This window comes from Actinomadura sp. NTSP31, from assembly GCF_041951385.1.
Taxonomy (GTDB): domain Bacteria; phylum Actinomycetota; class Actinomycetes; order Streptosporangiales; family Streptosporangiaceae; genus Spirillospora; species Spirillospora napierensis.
Genome location: NZ_JBGNUT010000037.1, coordinates 18,878 through 39,949 on the forward strand (window position 1 = coordinate 18,878; position 21,072 = coordinate 39,949).

A 21,072-nucleotide genomic window follows, 5' to 3' on the forward strand; every position below is an offset into this window, starting at 1 on the left:
AGCCCGCACATGTCCGGTCCCCGTCCCGTCCGCGCGCCGCGCGGCACGAAGCTCACCGCCGCGAAGGGCTGGCCGCAGGAGGCCGCCCTGCGCATGATCCAGAACAACCTCGACCCGGAGGTCGCCGAGCACCCCGACGAGCTCGTCGTCTACGGCGGGTCGGGGCGGGCGGCCCGCAGCTGGGACGCCTTCGACGGCATCGTCCGGTCCCTCGCGGACCTGGAGGGCGACGAGACGCTGCTCGTCCAGTCGGGCAAGCCGGTCGGGATCTTCCGGACGCACGAGTGGGCGCCGCGCGTGCTGATCGCCAACTCCAACCTGGTGCCGCAGTGGGCGACCTGGGAGGAGTTCCGCCGGCTGGAGTCGCTCGGGCTGACGATGTTCGGCCAGATGACCGCCGGGTCGTGGATCTACATCGGCACGCAGGGCATCCTGCAGGGCACCTACGAGACGTTCGCGGCCGTCGCGGAGAAGCGGTTCGACGGGACGCTCGCCGGGACGATCACGCTGACCGCCGGGCTCGGCGGGATGGGCGGCGCGCAGCCGCTCGCCGTCACGATGAACGGCGGCGTCGCGATCTGCGTCGAGTGCGACCCGTCCCGCATCGAGCGGCGCGTCGAGCACCGGTACTGCGACGTGAAGGCCGACTCCCTGGACGACGCGCTGCGCCTCGCGGAGGAGGCGCGGGACGCCCGGCGGCCGCTGTCGATCGCGGTGCTCGGGAACGCCGCCGACATCGTCCCCGAGCTGCTGCGGCGCGGCGCGCCGATCGACATCGTCACCGACCAGACCAGCGCGCACGACCCGCTGATGTACCTGCCGAGGGGCGTCGCGTTCGACGACATGGCCGCCGAGCGCGACAAGGACCGCGACGGGTTCATCGCCAAGGCCCGCGCGTCGATGGCCCGGCACGTCGAGGCGATGGTCGGGTTCCAGGACGCGGGCGCCGAGGTCTTCGACTACGGCAACTCGATCCGCGGCGAGGCGCAACTCGCCGGGTACGCGCGGGCGTTCGAGTTCCCCGGGTTCGTCCCGGCCTACATCCGGCCGCTGTTCTGCGAGGGCAAGGGCCCGTTCCGGTGGGCGGCGCTGTCCGGCGACCCGAAGGACATCGCGCGCACCGACCAGGCGATCCTCGACCTGTTCCCCGAGAACGAGCCGCTGACCCGGTGGATCCGGATGGCGCAGGAGAAGGTGCACTTCCAGGGCCTGCCGTCCCGGATCTGCTGGCTCGGCTACGGCGAGCGCGACAAGGCCGGCGAGGTCTTCAACGACCTCGTCGCGCGCGGCGAGATCAGCGCGCCGATCGTGCTCGGCCGCGACCACCTCGACTGCGGTTCCGTCGCCAGCCCGTACCGGGAGACCGAGGGCATGAAGGACGGCTCCGACGCCATCGCCGACTGGCCGCTGCTGAACGCGCTGCTCAACACCTCGTCCGGCGCGACGTGGGTGTCCATCCACCACGGCGGCGGCGTCGGCATCGGCCGCTCCATCCACGCCGGGCAGGTCTGCGTCGCCGACGGCACGGCCCTCGCAGGCGAGAAGCTCCAGCGCGTCCTGACCAACGACCCCGGCACCGGCGTCATGCGCCACGTCGACGCCGGCTACGACCGCGCCGCCGAGGTCGCCGCCGACCGCGGCGTCCGCATCCCCATGCAGGGCTGATGAGCTTCGAGGAGATGTGGGCGGACCTGCTGCCCATCGGGCGGGACACCGATGGCGGCGGGTACCACCGGTTCGCGTGGACGCCGCCGGAGCTGGAGTGCCGCGCCTGGTTCGCCGGCGAGGCGCGCCGCCGCGAGTTGCCGGTGGAGCACGACCGCAACGGCAACATGATCGCCTGGTGGTACCCCGAGGACGGCGCGCGTGATCAGGCCGTGCTGACGGGGAGCCACCTCGACTCGGTGCCCGGCGGCGGGGCGTTCGACGGGCCGCTCGGGATCGTGTCGGCGTTCGCCGCCGTCGACCTGCTGCGCGAGCGCGGTGTCGTGCTGCGGCGGCCCGTCGGGATCGCGGCGTTCGCCGAGGAGGAGGGCGCCCGGTTCGGGGTGGCCTGCCTCGGGTCGCGGTTGCTGGCCGGGGCGATCGACCCGGCGCGGGCGCGAGGGCTCACCGACGGGGACGGGCGTACCTTCGCCGAGGTGCTGCATGGCGCAGGGCTCGATCCCGATGCGATCGGGCCGGATGAGGAGTTGCTCGGACGCGTCGGGTGCTACGTCGAACTGCACGTCGAACAGGGACGGGCGCTCCGCGAGCCGGTCGGCGTGGCCGGCTCGATCGTCCCGCACGGGCGCTGGCGGATCGCGTTCGCGGGCGAGGGCAACCACGCCGGCACGACCGCGCTCGCCGACCGCCGCGACCCGATGATCCCGTTCGCCGGGATGGTCCTCGCCGCCCGCGACGCCGCCGAACGCAACGGGACGGTGGCGACGGTCGGGAAGGTCCGGGTCGTCCCGGGCGGGGTGAACGCGATCGCCTCGTCCGTCACCGCCTGGCTCGACGCGCGCGGGCCCGCCGACGGCGCCGTCCGCAGGACCGTGGCGGAGGTCGGCGCGGCGGCGCGCGCGGCCGCCCGCCCGCACCGGGTGACGGTGGAGCTGGCCGAGGAGTCCTACACCGAGATCGTCGACTTCAACCTGGCCCTGCGCGACCGGGTGGCCGGGACGCTGGGCGGCGCGCCCGTCCTGCCGACCGGCGCCGGGCACGACGCGGGCGTCCTGTCGGCCCGGCTGCCGACCGCGATGCTGTTCGTCCGCAACCCCACCGGCGTGTCGCACGCCCCCGCCGAACACGCCGAGACCGCCGACTGCCTCGCCGGGGTGGACGCCCTCGCGGCGGTACTGGACGACCTGGCCTGCGGGTAGGGATCCCGATATGCAATGGCATGCCCAGTTCGCCTGGCTCGGAGACGCGGTGGCGGCCGACGTCCTCATCGAGGCCGACGGCGAGCGGATCACGCGCCTCACCCCCGGCGTCCCCGCCCCGCCGCACGCCCAGCACCTGCCCGGCCTGACGCTGCCGGGCCTCGCGAACGCGCACTCCCACGCGTTCCACCGCGCCCTCCGCTCCCGCGTCCAGGAGAACCGGGGCACCTTCTGGACGTGGCGCGAGCAGATGTACAAGGTCGCCGACCGCCTCGACCCCGACTCCTACCGGGCGCTGGCCCGGGCCGTGTTCGCGGAGATGGCGCTCGCCGGGATCAGCTGCGTCGGCGAGTTCCACTACCTGCACCACCGTCCCGGCGGCGCGCCCTATGACGCGCCGAACGCGATGGGCGAGGCGCTGATCGCGGCGGCCTCCGACGCCGGTATCCGGATCACCCTCCTGGACACCTGCTACCTCACCGGCGGCATCGGGCAGCCGCTCAAGGGCCCGCAGCTGCGGTTCGGCGACGGCACCGCCGGCAACTGGGCCCGCCGCGTCGACAGCCTCTACGAGCAGACCGACAAGGCGGGCCGGCTGCACGCCCGCGTCGGCGCCGCGATCCACTCGGTCCGCGCCGTGCCGCGCGAGCAGGTGCGGGCCGTCGCGTCCTGGGCCAAGGAGCACCGCGCGCCGCTGCACGTCCACCTGTCGGAGCAGCCCGCCGAGAACACCGCGTGCCTCGACGCCTACGGCGTGACGCCCGCGCGGCTGCTCGCCGAGGCGGGCGCGCTCGGCCCGCTGACCACCGCCGTCCACGCCACCCACCTCACCGACGACGACATCGGGCTCCTCGGCGCCACCACGACCGGCGTCTGCATGTGCCCGACCACCGAACGCGACCTCGCCGACGGCATCGGGCCCGCCCGCGGCCTCGCCGACGCCGGCGCGCCCATCTGCCTCGGCTCCGACCAGCACGCCGCCATCGACCTGTTCGAGGAGGCCCGCGCCGTCGAGCTGGACGAACGCCTCCGCACCCGCGTCCGCGGCCACTGGACCGCCGGCGAGCTGCTCGCCGCCGCCACCTCCGCCGGGCACTATGCGCTCGGCTGGCCGGAGGCGGGGCGCCTCGAACCCGGCGCGTACTGCGACCTCGTCACGGTCGCGCTCGACTCCGTCCGCACCGCCGGCGCCGGCGCGGCGCACGCCGCCGAGGCCGCCGTCTTCGCCGCCACCGCCGCCGACGTCCGGTACGTCGTCGTGTCCGGCCGCCAGATCGTGCACGACGCCCGCCACCTGCTGGTGGACGACGTGCCCGCCGCCCTGGCCACGGCCATCGAGTCCGCCACCCGCGAGGAGCCCGGTTGAGCACCGCCATCACCGACATCGGGGAACTGGTCACCAACGATCCCGGCCGGGGCGACGGGCCGCTCGGCATCGTCCGGGACGCCGCGCTGGTGATCGAGGACGGCGCCGTCGCGTGGACGGGCCCCACCGCCGAGGTCCCCGCCGCCGACGAGGTGTTCGACGCCGGCGGACGCGCCGTCCTCCCCGGCTTCGTGGACTCCCACGCCCACCTCGTCTTCGCCGGTGAACGCGCCGAGGAGTTCGCCGCCCGCATGAGCGGACGCCCCTACGCCGCCGGCGGCATCCGTACCACCGTCGAACGGACCCGCGCCGCGTCCGACGACGCCCTGCGCGCCAACCTCCGCCGCCTGGTGGACGAGATGGCGCGGCAAGGCACGACGACCGTCGAATGCAAGTCCGGGTACGGCCTCACGGTCGACCAGGAGGAACGCGCCGTCCGCATCGCCGCCGAGATCGCGGACGAGGTGACGTACCTGGGCGCCCACGTCGTCCCGTCCGAATACGGCGACGACACCGCCGCCTACACCCGGCTGGCCGCGACCGACATGCTCGCGGCCTGCGCGCCCCACGCCCGCTGGGTCGACGTGTTCTGCGAGCGGGGCGCCTTCGACGCCGACCAGGCCCGCGAGGTCCTGCAGGCCGGGATCAAGGCCGGGCTGACGCCCCGGCTGCACGCCAACCAGCTCACGGAGGGCCCCGGCGTCCGCCTCGCCGTCGAGCTCGACGCCGCGTCCGCCGACCACTGCACGTTCCTCAGCGACGAGGACGTGGACGCGCTCGCCTCGTCCCGCACCGTCGCGACCCTGCTGCCGGGCGTCGAGTTCTCCACCCGGCAGCCCTATCCGGACGCCCGCCGCCTCCTCGACGCCGGCGCCGCCGTAGCCCTCGCCACCGACTGCAACCCCGGCTCCTGCTACAGCTCCAGCATGGCGTTCTGCGTCGCCGTGGCCGTCCGCGACATGCACATGACGCCGGCCGAAGCCGTGTGGGCCGCCACGGCCGGCGGTGCCCGCGCCCTACGCCGCACCGACGTCGGCCACCTCGCCGTCGGCGCGCGCGCGGACGTCCATGTGCTGGACGCCCCGTCCCACATCCACCTCGCCTACCGTCCCGGCGTCCCTCAGACCTTCGCCGTGTGGAAACAGGGCCACCGGGTAAACGCTCCCGAGTAACCGACCCCGGGAGGCAACGGAATGGCCGAGTTCCTGACGGACATCAAGACCCTGCGCGAGCGCGCCCGCCAGGAGATCGAGAAGGGCCCGATCACCGAGGCGTACGGCGCCGACGTCACGCGGGTGATCCAGGTGTGCAACGAGGCCCTCGCCACCGAGATCGTCTGCACGCTGCGCTACAAGCGCCACTACTACACCGCCACCGGCATCCACGCCGAGGCCGTCGCCGGCGAGTTCCTCCAGCACGCCGCCGAGGAGCAGCAGCACGCCGACATGCTCGCGGAGCGGATCGTCCAGCTCGGCGGCGAGCCCGACTTCGCCCCCGACACCCTCACCACCCGCTCGCACGCCGAGTACGACGCCAGCCGCGACCTCGTCGCGATGATCAAGGAGGACCTGGTCGCCGAGCGCATCGCGATCGCGTCCTACACCGAGATCGTCCAGTGGATCGGCGACGGCGACCCCACCACCAAGCGCGTCTTCGAACGCATCCTGGAGCAGGAGGAGGAGCACGCCGACGACCTGCGCGGCATGCTCGAACGCCTGCCGGCCACCGAGAGGCGCTAGGCGGGCAGGTAGCGGCGGTTGACCCTGATCAGGGGCTTCCGGTCGCGGGAGATGTAGTCGGTGGAGAGGACTTCGGCGGCGAAGAGGACGTGGTCGCCCACCTCGATGCGGCGGCGCGTCTCGCATTCGAGGGCCGTGACGCCCGACTCGGGGATCAGCGCGCCGGACAGCTCGCCGCGGTGGTGCGGCTCGCTCGCCAGGAGGATGCGGGCGCCGGGGCGGCCCTCGGCGGCGAACCGGCCGGCGAGGGCGCGCTGTTTCGCGCCGAGGACCGTCGCGGCCCAGCGGTCCGTGCGCGACAGCACCTCGGCCAGGTAGGACGAGGACGCCACGCCGGCCAGCACCATCGGCGGCTCCAGCGACACCGACATGAACGAGGTCACCGTCGTGCCGAGGTCGTCGCGGCCGTCCCGGACGGTCAGCACGACGACCCCGGTGGCGAACCCCGCGACCGCATCGACGAAATCGGTGCCGGTCAGCGGATCTCCCAGGAGCCGGGCAGGGTGAGCGGGCCGGCGGACGGGAGGCCGAGGCGGGCGGCGAGGCCGCCGAGCGAGCCCCAGCCGTCGAACCGGGCGGACGCGGCGGCGCGGTCCTCGCTGGACTCCGGCGGGCGCAGCCGCTCCAGCGGCGACGTGTGCGGGTAGGAGCGGACCGGCGCGTCGGCGGGCAGCCCGGCCTTCTTGCGGGCCAGGTCCAGCGCCCTGTCGATGCCGCCCAGCTCGTCGACGAGGCCGCGCTCGCGGGCGTCGGCGCCCGTCCAGACCCGGCCGCGGGCCAGCTCGTGGACGCGCTCGCGGGACAGGTCGCGGCCCTCGGCGACCTTCGCGGTGAAGTCGTCGTAGATCTTGTCGAGGGAGGCGTTGACGCGCTCCCACTCGGAGTCGCTGAAGTCCTTGGTGGCGCTGAACATGCGGGCGTGCTCGCCGTCGGCGACCGAGCCGAGGCCGATGCCGATGCGGTCCAGCAGGTCGTTCACCACGGCCTTGCCGACGACGACGCCGATCGACCCGGTGATGGTGCCGGGCTGCGCGACGATCGTGTCGGCGGCCATCGCGACGTAGTAGCCGCCGGACGCGGCGACGTTCCCCATCGACACGACCACCGGCTTGCCGGCGCGGCGGGCCAGCACCACCTCGCGCCAGATCGCGTCGGACGCGACGGCGGACCCGCCGGGGCTGTTGACGCGGAACACGATCGCCTTGACCCGGTCGTCCTTCACGGCGGCGCGGAACGCGGCGCCGACCGTGTCCGAGCCCATCGCGGGGCCCGAGTTCGGCAGCGGGCCGCCGCGGCCGCTGCGGCCGAGCCGGATCGGGCCCTGCCCGTTGATCAGCGCGACGACGTCCTGGCGGCCGGGCTGCGGGATGCGGCGGGTCAGGCCGTGCGTGCGGTTGTAGCGGGAGACGTAGCGCAGCTGCGCCCCCGCGCCGAACTCCTTGCGCAGGAAGGCGTACACCTCGTCGCGGTAGCCGAGGTGGTCGACCAGGCCCTCGTCCAGGGCCTCGCCCGCCAGCAGCGGGCCGCGGTTCGTCAGGTCGCGGACCTTGTCCTCGGGCAGGTCGCGGGCGGCGGCGATGCCCGCGGTGATCTGCTCGCCGAGGGAGGTGACGAGCCGCTGCGACGACTCCTCGTGCTCGGGCGTGTACGTCTTCTCCATGAACGTGTTCGCCATGGTCTTGTACTCGTAGCGTTTGGCGAACCGGGGCTGCACGCCCGCCTTCTCCAGCGCGCCCGCGAAGAACGGCTCCTCCAGCGCGACGCCGGTCAGGCCGACCTCGCCGGTCGGCTGCAGGTAGACCTTGTCGAACCCGGTGGCGAGGTAGAACGGGACGGTGCCGTGGCCGCCCTCGCCGAACGTCTCGGCCCAGGCGATGGTGAGCTTGCCGGCGTCCCGCAGCGCCTGGACGGCCTCGCGCAGCTCCTGCGCGAGCGCCAGCCCGACCCCGCCGGTCACCTTCACCACCAGCGCCTTCACCCGGTGGTCGGAGCGGGCGCGGCGCAGCCCGTCCAGCACGTCGCGCAGGCTCGTCCGGCGCATGGACAGGATCGCCGAGACGGGGTCCGCGGGCGCGGTCTCCACGATGCCCTCGGTGAGGTCCAGCTCCAGGATCAGCGGTGCCGTCCGCCGGTCCCGGGCCTGCTTGATGACGTTGACGACTGTGCCGGGATCCACCATGGCACCAGCCTATGCGTTCGCTCGCGGGGCCCTCGTACGCCCCGGGTCCAGCGTGCTCTCCGCCGCGAGGACGAGGCTGGCGGCGCGTGAAGACGGGGCCGGCGGCGCGCAAGGACGGAGTTAGCGGCGCGCGAAGGCCTTGTTCGGGAGCACGCTGGCGGACGCCTGCGCGACGGGGCGGCCCTGCGCGTCGCTGATGACCGCGTTGGCGACCATGCGGGTGCGTCCGGGGTGCACGCACGTCCCGGCGACGGTGTAGGTCTCGCCGGCGCGGACGCCGCGCAGGTAGTCGACGTTCAGGCTGAGGGTGAGCATCGGCATGAAGTGCTCGCAGGTGCTGCTGCCCGCGAGGCAGACCGCGTTGTCGAGGATCATGGCGATGTAGCCGCCGTGGACGGTGCCGCCGGGGTTGCACAGCTTCTCGGTGGGCGTCCAGGAGATGCCGACGCGGCCGGGCTCGGCGGACGTGATGACCTGCCCGATGTGGTCGTTGATGTCGGAGATCTGGGGGAAGTGTCCGTCGGCCATCGCGCGGATCAGCTCCGCGCCCGTGAGCGTGTCCCACATCCGGGCCGTGTCCTCGGCCGCCGCCGGTCCCGCGTCGACGCTCAACTCGTTCTCCCTGATGATTCGACGTCCAGACACCGAATGATATTCGGGGTGGGGTGCGGGCGGCACTGTGCCCTTCGTCACCGGGCACGCCAGCCGGTCTCGTGCTCAGCCGGTCTTATGGAGCGTGCCGCTCGTGGTCCCGATGCCCGTGGAGGTGTACTCCAGCCCGCCGGACACCTGCTTCAGCGACACCGGCCCGCCCGTGCAGAACCCCTCGCTCCCGGTGCTGCGTATCGCCGTCTCGTCGAAGTCGACCTGCGCGCCGGACACGGCGGAGACCGTCAGCCGGGTCTGGCAGCCCCAACGGTCGTAGTCGGCCGTCCCGCCGTCACCGCCCCCGGTCAGGTGCATCGTCACCTTCGTGCTGACGTCGCCGATGGTGATGCCGCCCTTCTGCGTCAGCGTGCCCTCCCAGGTCCCGCCGAACGCCGCCGGCAGCGACCGGCCGCCGGACGAGGCCCCGCCGGACGGCGTCCCGCCGCCCGACGCCCCGTCCGTCGGCGTGGCCGGGGCACTGGTCTGCCCGATGGTCCGGCCGGACGAGTCGTCCGACGGCTTGCCGTCGCCGTCGCCCTTGTAGATCAGCCCTGCCACGCCCCCGATCAGGACGAGCGCCCCGAGGGCGGCCACGGCCATGCGCACGCGCCTCCCGGAGACGCGGCCCCCGCCGTCCGGGCCCGGGGGCGGCGAAGTGGTGAGAAGCGGCGGATGGGGCTGCGTCGGGTCGCGCGGCGGGAGCGGGTTCGTGGACGGCCCGGACGCCCCGCCGCCCGGATACGGGCCGGGCGGAGGCGGAACCGGGACGGGCGGCCCGGGGTACGGCTGCGGCTGCGTGACGTCCCGCCGCGACAGCGGCGCCTGAGGCGGCGACGGGTCGATGAGCCGCATCGCGAGGTCGCGGGAGGACGGCCGGCGGTCCGGGTCCTTGGCGAGGCATTCGGCGAGCAGCGGGCGCAGCGCGTCCGGCACCCCGGTGAGGTCGGGGTCGGCGGTGGCGATCCGGTGCATCATGGCCTCGACCGTCACGGCGCCGCCGAACGGCGGCCGCCCGGTCGCCGCGAACACCATGGTCCCCGCCCACGCGAACACGTCCGACTTCACCGTCGGCGGATGGTCGCGCAGCCACTCGGGGGCGAAGTAGGCGGGGGTGCCGACCATCTGCGTGCGGGTCTCGGCGTCGATCGCGCGGGCGATCCCGAAGTCGACGACGCGCGGGCCGTCCGGGCCGAGCAGCACGTTCGCGGGCTTGAGGTCGCGGTGCACGATCCCGGCGGCGTGGATGGCGGCCAGCGCGCTCGCGGTGTTCACCGCCAGCCGCTGCACGTCGCCGCCGCGCAGCGGGCCGCGGTCGGCGACGCGCTCCTGCAGCGACGGCCCGTCGACGAACTCGCTGGCGACGTAGGGGAGCGGGCCCTCGGCGGAGGAGTCGAGGACGGCGGCGGTGGCGAACGGCGCGACCAGCCGCGCCGCGTCCATCTCCCGGGCGAAGCGGGCGCGGGCCCGCTCGTCGGCGTTCTTCAGGACCTTCACCGCGGCGCGCTCCCCGGACGGCCCCTCGCCGAGGTAGACGACGCCCTGGCCGCCCTCGCCGAGGCGTCCGGTCAGCCGGTAGCGGCCGATCTCGCGGGGATCGCCGGGGGCGAGGGGCAGAGCGGGCATCTTCGGTTCCTCCGGGCATGGTCGCCTGCGTCGGCCCCCCGAACGACGACACCACCGTACTTCGGTCACCGAGCGGATATCGTCGGCTCATGGGCGATGGGGACGGCTGGGCCGAGTGCGACCAGGGGCACACGCACTGGGGACGCTTCGGCGCGGCGGGCCTGCTGGCCTACCACCGCGACGCGGACGGCCAGATGTGGATCCTCCTCCAGCAGCGCGCCTGGTGGGGTCTCGGCGGCGGCACGTGGGGCATGTTCGGCGGCGCGACGCACAGCCATGAGGACGGCGTGACGGGCGCGCTGCGGGAGACCGCGGAGGAGTGCACGCTCGACACCGGGCTCGTGCGCGTGCGCGGTACCCGGGTCGAGGACCACGGCGGCTGGGCCTTCACCTCCGTGATCGGGGCGCTGGACGAGAAGGTCGAGGTGAAGCCCGCGTCGCGGGAGACGCGCCGCGCCGAGTGGGTCCGCCTGGAGGAGGTGGACGACCGCAAGCTGTTCGCGCCGTTCGAGCGGTCGTGGCCCCCGCTGCGGGAGGCGATGAAGGGCCTGGTCCTGGTCGTGGACGGCGCCAACGTCGTCGGGTCCCGGCCGGACGGCTGGTGGAAGGACCGGGCGGGCGCCAACGCCCGGCTCCGCGACTCGCTGAAGGCCCTCAACGAGGGCGTCCGCGGCCTGCCGCCGGGCCCGGTCGCGTTCGACCTCTGCTTCCCGGAGATCGTGCTGGTCGTCGAGGGGGCGGCGCGTCCCGTCGCGGACGAGCCGGTGGACGGCGTGCGGGTGGTCGCGGCGCCCGGCAGCGGCGACGACCACATCGTGGACCTCGTCCGGCGGCCGGAGCCCGACACCGAGTACCTGGTCGTGACCGCCGACCGGGAGCTGCGCGCCCGCTGCGCGGAGGCCGGCGCGTCCGTCACCGGTCCCCGCTGGCTCCTCGATCGGGTCGCCCGTCGCTGACCCGGTGCCCGGCGTCGCGCAGGGCCCGCGCCGCGTCCTCCAGCCGGTGGTCGGGGACCAGGACCAGGTCGGCGTGGAAGGTGGACGCCACGAACACCGGCACCCCGGCGGCGGCGAGCGGCCCGACGACCGCGGCGAGCATGCCGGGCAGGTCGAGGCCGTGGCCGGCGTCGCCGTAGAAGCCGACCCAGCGCTCCGCCTCGGCGAACGGCGACGCCTCCCGCACGACGGTGAGGCCCTCGGGGGCGCGGACCAGCGCGATCCACTCGTCGTCCTCGGGGAACGTCGCGTTCGGCAGGTGCTCCACCATGAACTCGGACGGGACGATGTGCAGGTGCTGCGCGGCGCTCATGGCGCCACTCTATTCAGGGCGGCACCGGGCGGGCGTCGCTCCGGGACGGGCGTTCCCCGGGACGGGCGTCACTCCGGGACGAGCCAGACGGCGCCGAGCGGCGGCACGCGCAGCGTCGCCGAGGCGGGCAGGCCGTGCCACGGTTCGGCGGTCGCCTCGACGCGGCCCAAGTTCCCTACGCCGCTGCCGCCGTACTCGTAGGCGTCGGTGTTGACGACCTCCCGCCAGCGGCCTTCCCGGGGCAGCCCCACCCGGTAGTCCTCGTGCGGGTTGCCGGCGAAGTTGACGACGCACGCCACCACGGGCCGTTCGTCACCGTCCTTGGACGCCCCGTAGCGAAGGTAGGACAGCGTGTTGCCGCCCGCGTCGTTGCCGTCGATCCAGCGGAACCCCTCGTGGTCGCTGTCGCGCGACCACAGCGCCGGCTCGGCGCGGTAGGCGTGGTTGATGTCGCGGACGAGCTTCTGCAGCCCGACGTGCAGGGCGCCCTCGGCGGCGTTGTCCAGCAGCCACCAGTCGAGCGGGCGCTCCTCCGCCCATTCGGCGCCCTGGCCGAACTCCTGGCCCATGAACAGCAGCTGCTTGCCGGGATGCGACCACATGTAGGCGAGCAGGGTGCGCAGCCCGGCGAACTGCTGCCAGGTGTCGCCCGGCATCTTGCTCAGCAGCGAGCCCTTGCCGTGGACGACCTCGTCATGCGACAGCGGCAGGACGTAGTTCTCCGAGAACGCGTACACCAGCGAGAACGTGATCTCGTTGTGGTGGTAGTTCCGGAACACGGGCTCGTGGCGGAGGTACTCGAGCGTGTCGTGCATCCAGCCCATGTTCCATTTGAAGCCGAAGCCGAGGCCGCCGAGATGGGTCGGGCGGGACACGCCCGGCCAGGCCGTCGACTCCTCCGCGACGGTGAGGACGCCCGGGTTGCGCTTGTAGACCGTCGCGTTCATCTCCTGGAGGAACGAGATGGCCTCCAGGTTCTCGCGCCCGCCGTAGATGTTGGGCGTCCACTCGCCCTCCTTGCGCGAGTAGTCCAGGTAGAGCATCGATGCGACCGCGTCCACGCGCAGGCCGTCGATGTGGAACTCCTCCAGCCAGAACGACGCGTTGGCCACCAGGAAGTTGCGGACCTCGGCGCGCCCGAAGTTGAACACCAGCGTGCCCCAGTCGGGATGCTCGCCGCGCCGCGGATCCTCGTGCTCGTACAGCGCGGTGCCGTCGAAGCGCGCCAGCGCCCACTCGTCCTTGGGGAAGTGCGCCGGCACCCAGTCGATGATGACGCCGATACCGGCCTGGTGCAGCTTGTCGACGAGGTAACGGAAGTCGTCCGGGGTGCCGAAGCGGGACGTCGGCGCGTAGTAGGACGTCACCTGGTAGCCCCAGGACGGGCCGTAGGGGTGTTCCGCCACCGGAAGGAACTCCACATGGGTGAACCCCATGTCCTTCACGTACGCGGTCAGTTCCTCGGCGAGTTCGCGGTAGCCGAGCCCGGGACGCCACGAACCGAGGTGCACCTCGTACACGCTCATCGGCTCGTGCAGCCACTCGTGCTCCTTGCGGCCGTCCATCCACTCGGCGTCGTCCCACTCGTAGGACGAGGTGTAGACGCGCGACGCTGTCGCCGGGGGACGCTCGGTGTACTGCGCCATCGGGTCGGCCTTGGCGCGCCACCGGCCGTCCGCGCCGAGGATCTCGAACTTGTAGCGCGTGCCGTCGCCGACGCCGGGGACGAACAGCTCCCAGACACCGGTGGAACCGAGCGACCGCATCGGATGCGCGCGGCCGTCCCAGTGGTTGAAGTCGCCCACCACGCGCACGCCGCGCGCCGTCGGCGCCCACACCGCGAAACCGGTTCCGGACACGGTGCCGAACGCCGACGCGTAGGTCCGTACGCGCGCCCCCAGCGCGCGCCACAGCTCCTCGTGCCGGCCTTCGCTGATCAGGTGCATGTCGAGCTCGCCGAGCGTCGGCAGATGCCGGTACGGGTCGTCCTGCACGGTCTCGGCGCCGTCCCCGTACGTCACGGCCAGCCGGTAGTCGGGGACCGCGAGGGGCGCCTTGCCCTTGTCGGCGCCGGCCAGCGACGCCGACTTCGGCAGCGTCCCGGCGAACACGCCCTGGTGGAAGTGGCGCAGCGGGTGCCGGTCCCCGTTCGGGAGCACGACCTCGACCTTCTCGGCCAGCGGCCGCAGCGCCCGCACGGTGACCCCGTCCCGGCCCGGATGCGCCCCGAGGACGCCGTGCGGATCGTGGTGGTCGCCTCCGACGAGCCGGTCGATCTCCGCGCGCGTCACCCGTGCCATGGCGTCATGGCCTCCTCGTCTGGGGTCCCGGGACCCGGGGGGCGGCCCCCGGAATGAACACTGATGCCGTTTCCCAGTAGGAGTGCCCGGAGATCGGCCGGACTCACATGGCGGAAGGAGCTGTTTCGGCGAGATCTGCGACCGCACGGACGGCACGACTCTTTGTCGGGGGTCGCGACGAATGTGCCGTCCATGCGGTCACGTCTACCTGGCCCCAGGGGTGACGGTGACCCCGCCGCCCTGGGCTCCACTCCTGTGTCACCTGAGCGACACAGGTACCTTCCGTACCGGAGCGTCCCGGCCCGGTCCGCCCCCGCCCGCGGACCGGGCCGCTCCGCTCCCCGCCGCGCCTCGTCACGGCCGCCCTCACGCGTCACCGCGCGGCTGCTCGCGGAGCAGCCCGCGCAGCCCCGCCGGATCGTCCGCGGCCACCGTCATCGCGCATCCCGCCTGCAGTTGCGCGTCGGTCAGATCGCCGCTCCGGGTCGCGTACCAGCGCCCGGCGTCGCTGCGCCAGACCTGCCAGCCCGGAAACTCCCCCTCGATGGCCGTCTTCAGATCCTCGAAGTCGCCCATCAAGGTCGTCCTTTCCCTGAGGCGCTCTTCTGTATACAAAAGTCTTACTCGGTCTGAGAGGTGTCAAGCTGTCCGTAAGCGGACCGTGCCCCCGCGGATAGCGTCCGGCTAGGTATGAGTGACGGTGAGGAGGCGGCGAAATCGAACACCGCGTCGAACGACCGGGGGGCGCGCCTGAACGAAGGGGAGGTGACGCCGGTGCCGGACCGTCCCGCCTACCTGCGCATCGCCGACACGCTGCGAGAGGGGATCCGGGACGGCGGCCTTCCGCCGGGGACCCGGCTGCCGACCATGGCGGAGCTGTGCGCCGAGCACGGCGTCTCGGAGATCGTCGTGCGCCAGGCGATCGCGCTGCTGCGCACCGAGGGTCTCGTCGAGACCCGCCGCGGCGGCGGCACCGTGGTCCGGCTCGTGCCGCCGGCCCGCCGGGTCGCGATGGAGCGCTACCGCGCGGTCACCCGGCCGCTCGCGGTTCCCGAGACCACCTTCACCCGCGACCAGAAGATCAGCTGGCAGGAGTACCGGCTCGACAAGGAGTACTCCCGGGTCCGCGCCGACGACGCCCTCGGCGCGCTGTTCGAGCTGCCCACCGGCACCGAGCTGCTGCGCCGCCGGTTCGTGTTCCACGCCCGCGGCGAGCCGCAGCAGATCTCCGTCAACTACCTGCCCTGGGACCTGGTCGGCGGCACCCCCGTCGCCGACCCCGCGCGCGAGCCGTGGCCCGGCGGCACGCTCGCGCAGCTGGCCTACCTCGGCCACCCGCCGACCCGCGTCGAGGAGTCCGTCCGCTCCCGCATGCCGACCCCCGAGGAGGCCGAGGCGCTCCGGATGGGCGGCGGCGTCCCCGTCATCGCCATCACCCGCCGGCTGCTGTCGCGCGCCGCGGTCATGGAGGTCTGCCGCGACATCGTGCTGCCCGCCGACCGCGTCGTCCTGGACTACGCCATCGACCTGTGACGGCTCCCGCGCCCGCCCGCGCCCGCCCCGCCCGGCGCGGGCGGCGCGGTCAGCCGGCGAGGTGCGCCAGCGATTTCAGCGGCACCGGCAGCCAGGACGGCCGGTTGCGCGCCTCGTAGCGCACCTCGTAGACCGCCTTGTCGAACTCGAACGCCCGCACCAGCGCCGCGTGCGCGGCCGGATCGGGGCCGCCCGCCGCCGCGTACCCGGCGCAGAACGCGGCCCGGTTGCGCTGCGCCCACGCGCGGGCGCGCAGCTCCAGCACGTCCGCCGTCTCGGGCGCGAGGTTCCCGTCCGCCGCGAGCATGAACCGCGCGGCGTACTCGAACGAGCGCAGCATCCCGGCGACGTCGCGCAGCGGGTGCGCGGGCGCGCGCCGCTCGGCGGCCGGACGGGCCGGCTCGCCCTCGAAGTCCAGCAGCACCCAGCCGGTGTCGGTGCGCAGCACCTGCCCGAGGTGGTAGTCGCCGTGCACCCGCTGGAACGGCAGCTCCCCGGCCGACGCGGCCACCTCGTCGAACACCGCGCGGATGGCGGCGGCGTGCGGGCGCAGCCCGGGGACGGCCGCGGCGACCGCGTCCAGCTGGTCGTGCATCCCGGCGGCCAGCTCGCGCAGCCGCTCGGGCGGCTCGGTCGTCACCCCGAACGCGCGGCCGAGGTCGCGGTGCACCTGCGCGGTCGCGGCGCCGAGCCGCTCGGCCTCGGCGGCGAAGTCGCCGCCCGCGGCGCCCGCGTCGTCCGGTGTGAACGCGGGCGGCGGGCCGGGCGGGACGGGCTGGGCGAACCAGTCGCGCACGCTGGTGATCGCCAGCTGCCAGCCGTCGGTGGCGCTGCGCAGGTACTGCGACAGCAGCGCCAGCGTGATGGGCTCGCCGCCCGCCCCGTCCCCGCCGGGCGCCAGCTCGATCCAGCCGTGCACGGCCGGGACGTGGTCGCAGCCGGCGCGGGTCAGCGCGAGGTTGACCTCCAGGTCGGGGTTCACGCCCGGGGACAGCCGGCGGAACAGCTTGCACATGTACGCGTCGCCGAAGACCAGCGAGGTGTTGCTCTGCTCGGCGGTGGACGGCGTGCCGTCGAGGTCGGTGCGGATGCCGGTGCCGGGCGCGCGGCGGAACCGCAGCGGCCCGATGACCGATTCGCCGGCCATGTGGGACAGCAGCGGGCGGGTCAGCTCGGGGTCGTGGGCGGCGTCGTAGGCGTGCCCGGTGATCCCGGTGGTCCCGGCGAGCAGGCCGATCTCGTGCGGGCGCAGCCGCTCGGGCAGGTCGCGGCGGACGCCGAGGAGGAGCTGGTAGTGCTCGGTGGCGCCGTTCTGGCGGACGTCGAGGACCAGGTGGTGCAGGCCCGGGTCACCGGTCTGCAGTTCGGTGGCGGTGCCGATGGACAGCTCCTCGATCGGGCTGTCCTTGCCGCCGAACCAGCGCTGCCGGGGGAGCCAGCCGGCGAGCAGCCGGACGAGGGACGGGTCGCCGGCGCGTCCTGGACCGTCCGGCACGGCTACCTCACCCCTTCGCGGCCCGGCTCGTCGGGCGGGGGCGGAAGCAGGAACCAGTAGAAGCCGTGGCCGGGCAGGGTGAGCAGGTAGGGCAGTTCGCCGATGGCGGGGAACTGCACGCCGCCCATGCACTCGATCGGCGCCGAGCCGCGGAACCGCCGCAGGTCCAGCTCCACCGGCTGCGGGAAGCGCGACAGGTTGTTCACGCACAGGACCGTGTCCGTGCCGCCCCACTGGTTGGTGTCCCCGCCGTTGATCTCGCGGGTGAAGGCGAGGACGGAGGGGTTGGAGGCGGAGAGTTCGACGTAGGAGCCGACGCCGAAGACGGGGTGGCGTTGCCGGATCTCGATCATTTTGCGGGTCCAGTGCAGGAGTGATCCGGGGTTGTTGGTCTGTGCTTCGACGTTGACGGCCTGGTAGCCGTAGATGGGGTCCATGATGACGGGGAGGTAGAGGCGGGCGGGGTCGCATTGGGAGAAGCCGGCGTTGCGGTCGGGGGTCCATTGCATGGGGGTGCGGACGGCGTCGCGGTCGCCGAGCCAGATGTTGTCGCCCATGCCGATTTCGTCGCCGTAGTACAGGACGGGTGAGCCGGGGAGGGAGAGCAGGAGGGCGGTGAACAACTCCAACTGGTTGCGGTCGTTGTCCAGGAGGGGTGCCAGGCGGCGGCGGATGCCGATGTTGGCTTTCATGCGGGGGTCTTTGGCGTATTCGGTGTACATGTAGTCGCGTTCTTCGTCGGTGACCATCTCCAGGGTGAGTTCGTCGTGGTTGCGCAGGAAGATGCCCCATTGGCAGGATTCGGGGATTTTGGGGGTTTGGGCCATGATTTCGGAGATGGGGTAGCGTTGTTCGCGGCGGACGGCCATGAAGATGCGGGGCATGACAGGGAAGTGGAAGGCCATGTGGCATTCGTCGCCGCCGGCGCCGGGGTCGCCGAAGTATTCGACGACGTCGGCGGGCCATTGGTTGGCTTCGGCGAGTAGGACGCGGTCGGGGTAGAGGCGGTCGACTTCGGCGCGGACGCGTTTGAGGTAGGCGTGGGTTTCGGGGAGGTTCTCGCAGTTGGTGCCTTCGCGGGCGTACAGGTAGGGGACGGCGTCGAGGCGGAAGCCGTCGATGCCCAGGTCGAGCCAGAAGCGCAGGACTTCGAGCATGGCGTCCTGGACGGCGGGGTTGTCGTAGTTGAGGTCGGGTTGGTGGGAGAAGAAGCGGTGCCAGTAGTACTGGCCGCGGACCGGGTCATAGGTCCAGTTCGACTGCTCGGTGTCGACGAAGATGACGCGGGCGTCGGGGTATTTCTCGTCGGTATCCTCCCACATGTAGAAGTCGCCGAACGGTCCGTCGGGGTCGGTCCGGGACGCCTGGAACCAGGAATGCTGGTCCGAGGTGTGGTTCATCACCAGGTCCGCGATGACGCGGATCCCTCGCGCGTGCGCCTGTTCGATCAGCTCGACGAAATCGCCGAGTTCCCCGAAGTCGGGCAGGATCCTCGTGTACTCGGAGATGTCGTAGCCGCCGTCTTTGAGCGGTGACTGGTAGATGGGCAGCAGCCACAGGCACTCGACGCCGAGCCATTCCAGGTGGTCGAGTTTGGAGATGAGGCCGCGCAGGTCTCCGTAGCCGTCGTTGTTGGAGTCGGCGAACCCGCGCACCGACACCTCGTAGAACACGGCCGTCTTGAACCAGTGCGGGTCGCGCGGCGTCTCCGGGCTGAACGCGTCGGGGACGGGTTCGGACGACGCGGGAACGGCGTCGGGCGGGATCTCGGTGACGGGTTCCTCCCTCGGCACCGGTCCGGGCGTCGGGCCGGGTGTCGGGGAGGGTGCCTGCGGTTCGTTCGGTCCACTCAACTCTCGCTGCTCCGGAACGTGAAGATGTGCGCCGGTCGGGTCTGCGGGTCCAGGTAGACGTAGTTGGCCTTGCGCCAGGTGTACGTCGCACCGTCCAGTTCGTCGTGGACGGCGAAGGGTCGGTCGGGGTCGTTGGGGAGGCCGAGTGCGGTGAGGTCGAGGTGGACGGTGGCCTCGCGCGGTTGGTGGGGGTTGAGGTTGACCACCGCGAGCACCACGTCGTCCATGTGGCGTTTGGAGAAGGCGAGCAGTTCCGGCTGGTCGATGTCGTGGAAGCTCAGGTTCCGCAGGAGTTGGAGTGCGGGGTGGGAGTTGCGGAGCGTGTTGAGCCGGGTGATGAGGGGGGCGATGGTGGTGTTGTCGCGGTCGGCGGCTTCCCAGTCGCGGGGGCGGTACTGGTATTTCTCGGAGTCGCGGTATTCCTCGCTGCCGGGGCGGACAGGGGTGTTCTCGCAGAGTTCGTAGCCGGAGTAGATGCCCCAGGTGGGGGAGAGGAGGGCGGCGAGGATGGCGCGGATTTCAAAGGCGGGCCGGCCGCCGTGCTGGAGGTATTCGTTGAGGATGTCGGGGGTGTTGGTGAAGGCGTTGGGCCGCATGTAGGCGGCGGCGTCACCGGCGAGTTCGGTGAAGTAGTCGCGGAGTTCGTCGGCGGAGTTGCGCCAGGTGAAGTAGGTGTAGGACTGGTGGAATCCGATTTTGGCCAGGGTGTGCATCATGGCGGGGCGGGTGAAGGCCTCGGCGAGGAAGAGGACGTCGGGGTCGGTGGTGTGGATGTCGGCCAGGAGGCGTTCCCAGAAGTCGACGGGTTTGGTGTGGGGGTTGTCGACGCGGAAGATCCGGACGCCGTGGTCCATCCAGTGCCGGATGACCCGTTTGACTTCGGTGTAGAGGCCGTTGGGGTCGTTGTCGAAGTTGAGGGGGTAGATGTCCTGGTATTTCTTGGGCGGGTTCTCGGCGTAGGCGATGGTGCCGTCGGCGCGGGTGGTGAACCATTCGGGGTGGGTGTGGACCCAGGGGTGGTCGGGGGAGCATTGCAGGGCCAGGTCGAGGGCGATTTCGATGCCGTGGTCGGCGGCGTAGGCGACGAAGGCGTCGAAGTCGGCGATGGTGCCCAGGTCGGGGTGGACGGCGTCGTGGCCGCCGTCGGGGGAGCCGATGGCCCAGGGGGAGCCGGGATCGTAGGGGCCGGCGTCCAGGGTGTTGTTGGGGCCTTTGCGGTGGGTGGTGCCGATGGGGTGGATGGGGGGCAGGTAGACCACGTCGAAGCCCATGTCGGCGATCGCGGGCAGGCGTTTCATCGCGGTGCGGAACGTTCCGGAGATGGGCCCGCGTCGCCCCAGCGGGTCGAAGGTGGCGCCCTCGGAGCGGGGGAAGAACTCATACCAGGCGCCGTACAGGGCGCGTTGGCGGTGCACCACCAGGGGATGCCAGTCCGACACCGTCAGCAGATCCCGCAACGGATACCGCTCCAGCACGTCCGCCACATCGGGATCGGCCGCCGCCTCCATCCGGTCGCCGACCGGGATCGTCTCGTCGCCGAGCCGCTTGGCCAGCCGCGTCAGGGTCGAGCGGTCCTTGCTGGGCACCGCCTCGGCCGCGCGGGCGAACAACTGCGCGCCTTCGGTGAGCATGAGTTCGACGTCCTGGCCGCGCGGGATCTTGATCTGCGCGTCGTGCCGCCAGTGCGCGATCGGATCGCCCCACGCCTCGACCCGGAACGACCACTCGCCCAACTGCGTCGGCGTCACCCGCGCGGCCCACCGGTCCAGACCCGTACCGACCTCGCTCATCGGCGCACCGGGCTGCTCGGTCCCGTCCGGCGAACGCAGCACCACCGCCGCACCCAGCATCTCGTGCCCCTCACGGAACACCGTCGCCGACACCTCGACCGTCTCGCCCACCACGGCCTTGGCCGGCCACCGGCCACCCCCGACCACCGGCGCCACATCCAGGATCGGGATGCGCCCGAGCCTCGGAATACCGGTCATATTGGACGTTCCGGACCCGACTTGCATGTGCCACCCCTACCCGTTCGAGACCTCCGAAACGTCCATGCCCGGGATGCGGTGCCACTCGTCATCCAGTTTCCGATAACTTTGCGCGACCGTCCGGGCGCCGCTCCGCGACCGCCCCGTAACGATCTTTCCCAGGCGCCCGCCGGTGA

General features: G+C 72.7%; 17 protein-coding genes. 7 read left to right on the forward strand and 10 right to left on the reverse strand.

The features are described from left to right. The first annotated feature begins 9 nt into the window (after positions 1 to 9). From hutU to ACA514_RS41440, 5 genes are read left to right on the forward strand one after another with little or no spacing between them, the layout of a single operon-like run. Positions 10 to 1,665: a urocanate hydratase gene (gene hutU, locus ACA514_RS41420; RefSeq protein WP_375046844.1), complete on the forward strand. Its 1,656-nt coding sequence runs from the start codon at positions 10 to 12 to the stop codon at positions 1,663 to 1,665. After that, entirely contained in the window at positions 1,665 to 2,864 is a 1,200-nt protein-coding gene (locus ACA514_RS41425) for an allantoate amidohydrolase (protein WP_375046846.1), read from the forward strand. The genes hutU and ACA514_RS41425 overlap by 1 nt, the downstream gene beginning before the upstream one ends. Positions 2,865 to 2,874: 10 nt before the next feature. Beyond that, positions 2,875 to 4,230, forward strand: a complete 1,356-nt coding sequence (locus ACA514_RS41430; RefSeq protein WP_375046848.1) for a formimidoylglutamate deiminase — start codon at positions 2,875 to 2,877, stop codon at positions 4,228 to 4,230. Continuing rightward, positions 4,227 to 5,402 (forward strand): imidazolonepropionase, encoded by a 1,176-nt coding sequence (gene hutI / locus ACA514_RS41435; RefSeq protein ID WP_375046850.1) that lies wholly within the window; start codon positions 4,227 to 4,229, stop codon positions 5,400 to 5,402. Before ACA514_RS41430 ends, hutI begins: the two co-directional genes overlap by 4 nt. Positions 5,403 to 5,423: 21 nt before the next feature. Then, positions 5,424 to 5,969: a bacterioferritin gene (locus ACA514_RS41440; RefSeq protein ID WP_375046852.1), complete on the forward strand. Its 546-nt coding sequence runs from the start codon at positions 5,424 to 5,426 to the stop codon at positions 5,967 to 5,969. Here ACA514_RS41440 and ACA514_RS41445 read toward each other — a convergent pair. The 4 genes from ACA514_RS41445 to ACA514_RS41460 form a co-directional block, all read right to left on the reverse strand. Next, positions 5,966 to 6,460: a flavin reductase family protein gene (locus ACA514_RS41445; protein ID WP_375046983.1), complete on the reverse strand. Its 495-nt coding sequence runs from the start codon at positions 6,458 to 6,460 to the stop codon at positions 5,966 to 5,968. The genes ACA514_RS41440 and ACA514_RS41445 overlap by 4 nt on opposite strands. Further along, positions 6,445 to 8,148, reverse strand: coding sequence for a signal peptide peptidase SppA (gene sppA, locus ACA514_RS41450; protein WP_375046854.1), 1,704 nt, complete (start codon positions 8,146 to 8,148; stop codon positions 6,445 to 6,447). The genes ACA514_RS41445 and sppA overlap by 16 nt, the downstream gene beginning before the upstream one ends. A 120-nt stretch (positions 8,149 to 8,268) precedes the next feature. After that, entirely contained in the window at positions 8,269 to 8,760 is a 492-nt protein-coding gene (locus ACA514_RS41455; RefSeq protein WP_375046856.1) for a PaaI family thioesterase, read from the reverse strand. Between the two features lie 105 nt (positions 8,761 to 8,865). Further along, positions 8,866 to 10,419 (reverse strand): serine/threonine-protein kinase, encoded by a 1,554-nt coding sequence (locus ACA514_RS41460; protein WP_375046858.1) that lies wholly within the window; start codon positions 10,417 to 10,419, stop codon positions 8,866 to 8,868. Positions 10,420 to 10,508: 89 nt separating this feature from the next. Between ACA514_RS41460 and ACA514_RS41465 the strand changes: the two genes are divergently transcribed. Continuing rightward, positions 10,509 to 11,375: an NUDIX domain-containing protein gene (locus ACA514_RS41465; RefSeq protein WP_375046860.1), complete on the forward strand. Its 867-nt coding sequence runs from the start codon at positions 10,509 to 10,511 to the stop codon at positions 11,373 to 11,375. Here ACA514_RS41465 and ACA514_RS41470 read toward each other — a convergent pair. The 3 genes from ACA514_RS41470 to ACA514_RS41480 all read right to left on the reverse strand — a co-directional run bounded on the left by ACA514_RS41470 (position 11,332) and on the right by ACA514_RS41480 (position 14,603). Then, a complete protein-coding gene (locus tag ACA514_RS41470; RefSeq protein ID WP_375046862.1) occupies positions 11,332 to 11,727 on the reverse strand; it encodes an ACT domain-containing protein in 396 nt (131 codons plus the stop codon). The two genes, ACA514_RS41465 and ACA514_RS41470, sit on opposite strands and share 44 nt — an antisense overlap. Positions 11,728 to 11,795: 68 nt before the next feature. Then, positions 11,796 to 14,027, reverse strand: a complete 2,232-nt coding sequence (gene glgB, locus ACA514_RS41475) for a 1,4-alpha-glucan branching protein GlgB (RefSeq protein ID WP_375046864.1) — start codon at positions 14,025 to 14,027, stop codon at positions 11,796 to 11,798. 366 nt (positions 14,028 to 14,393) lie between these two features. After that, complete coding sequence (locus ACA514_RS41480; RefSeq protein ID WP_375046866.1) at positions 14,394 to 14,603, reverse strand: hypothetical protein; 210 nt, start codon at positions 14,601 to 14,603, stop codon at positions 14,394 to 14,396. Positions 14,604 to 14,717: 114 nt separating this feature from the next. Between ACA514_RS41480 and ACA514_RS41485 the strand changes: the two genes are divergently transcribed. Continuing rightward, positions 14,718 to 15,560, forward strand: a complete 843-nt coding sequence (locus ACA514_RS41485) for a GntR family transcriptional regulator (protein WP_375046868.1) — start codon at positions 14,718 to 14,720, stop codon at positions 15,558 to 15,560. Positions 15,561 to 15,609: 49 nt separating this feature from the next. Here the strand turns inward: ACA514_RS41485 and ACA514_RS41490 are convergent, their stop codons facing one another. Genes ACA514_RS41490 through ACA514_RS41500 form a run of 3 tightly spaced genes read right to left on the reverse strand, consistent with a single transcriptional unit; the run spans position 15,610 to position 20,896 of the window. Beyond that, positions 15,610 to 17,055 (reverse strand): phosphotransferase, encoded by a 1,446-nt coding sequence (locus ACA514_RS41490; RefSeq protein WP_375046870.1) that lies wholly within the window; start codon positions 17,053 to 17,055, stop codon positions 15,610 to 15,612. A gap of 2 nt (positions 17,056 to 17,057) precedes the next feature. Next, positions 17,058 to 18,848 (reverse strand): maltose alpha-D-glucosyltransferase, encoded by a 1,791-nt coding sequence (gene treS, locus ACA514_RS41495; RefSeq protein WP_375046872.1) that lies wholly within the window; start codon positions 18,846 to 18,848, stop codon positions 17,058 to 17,060. Positions 18,849 to 18,904: 56 nt separating this feature from the next. Continuing rightward, positions 18,905 to 20,896, reverse strand: coding sequence for an alpha-1,4-glucan--maltose-1-phosphate maltosyltransferase (locus ACA514_RS41500; protein WP_375046874.1), 1,992 nt, complete (start codon positions 20,894 to 20,896; stop codon positions 18,905 to 18,907). Positions 20,897 to 21,072: the final 176 nt, after the last annotated feature.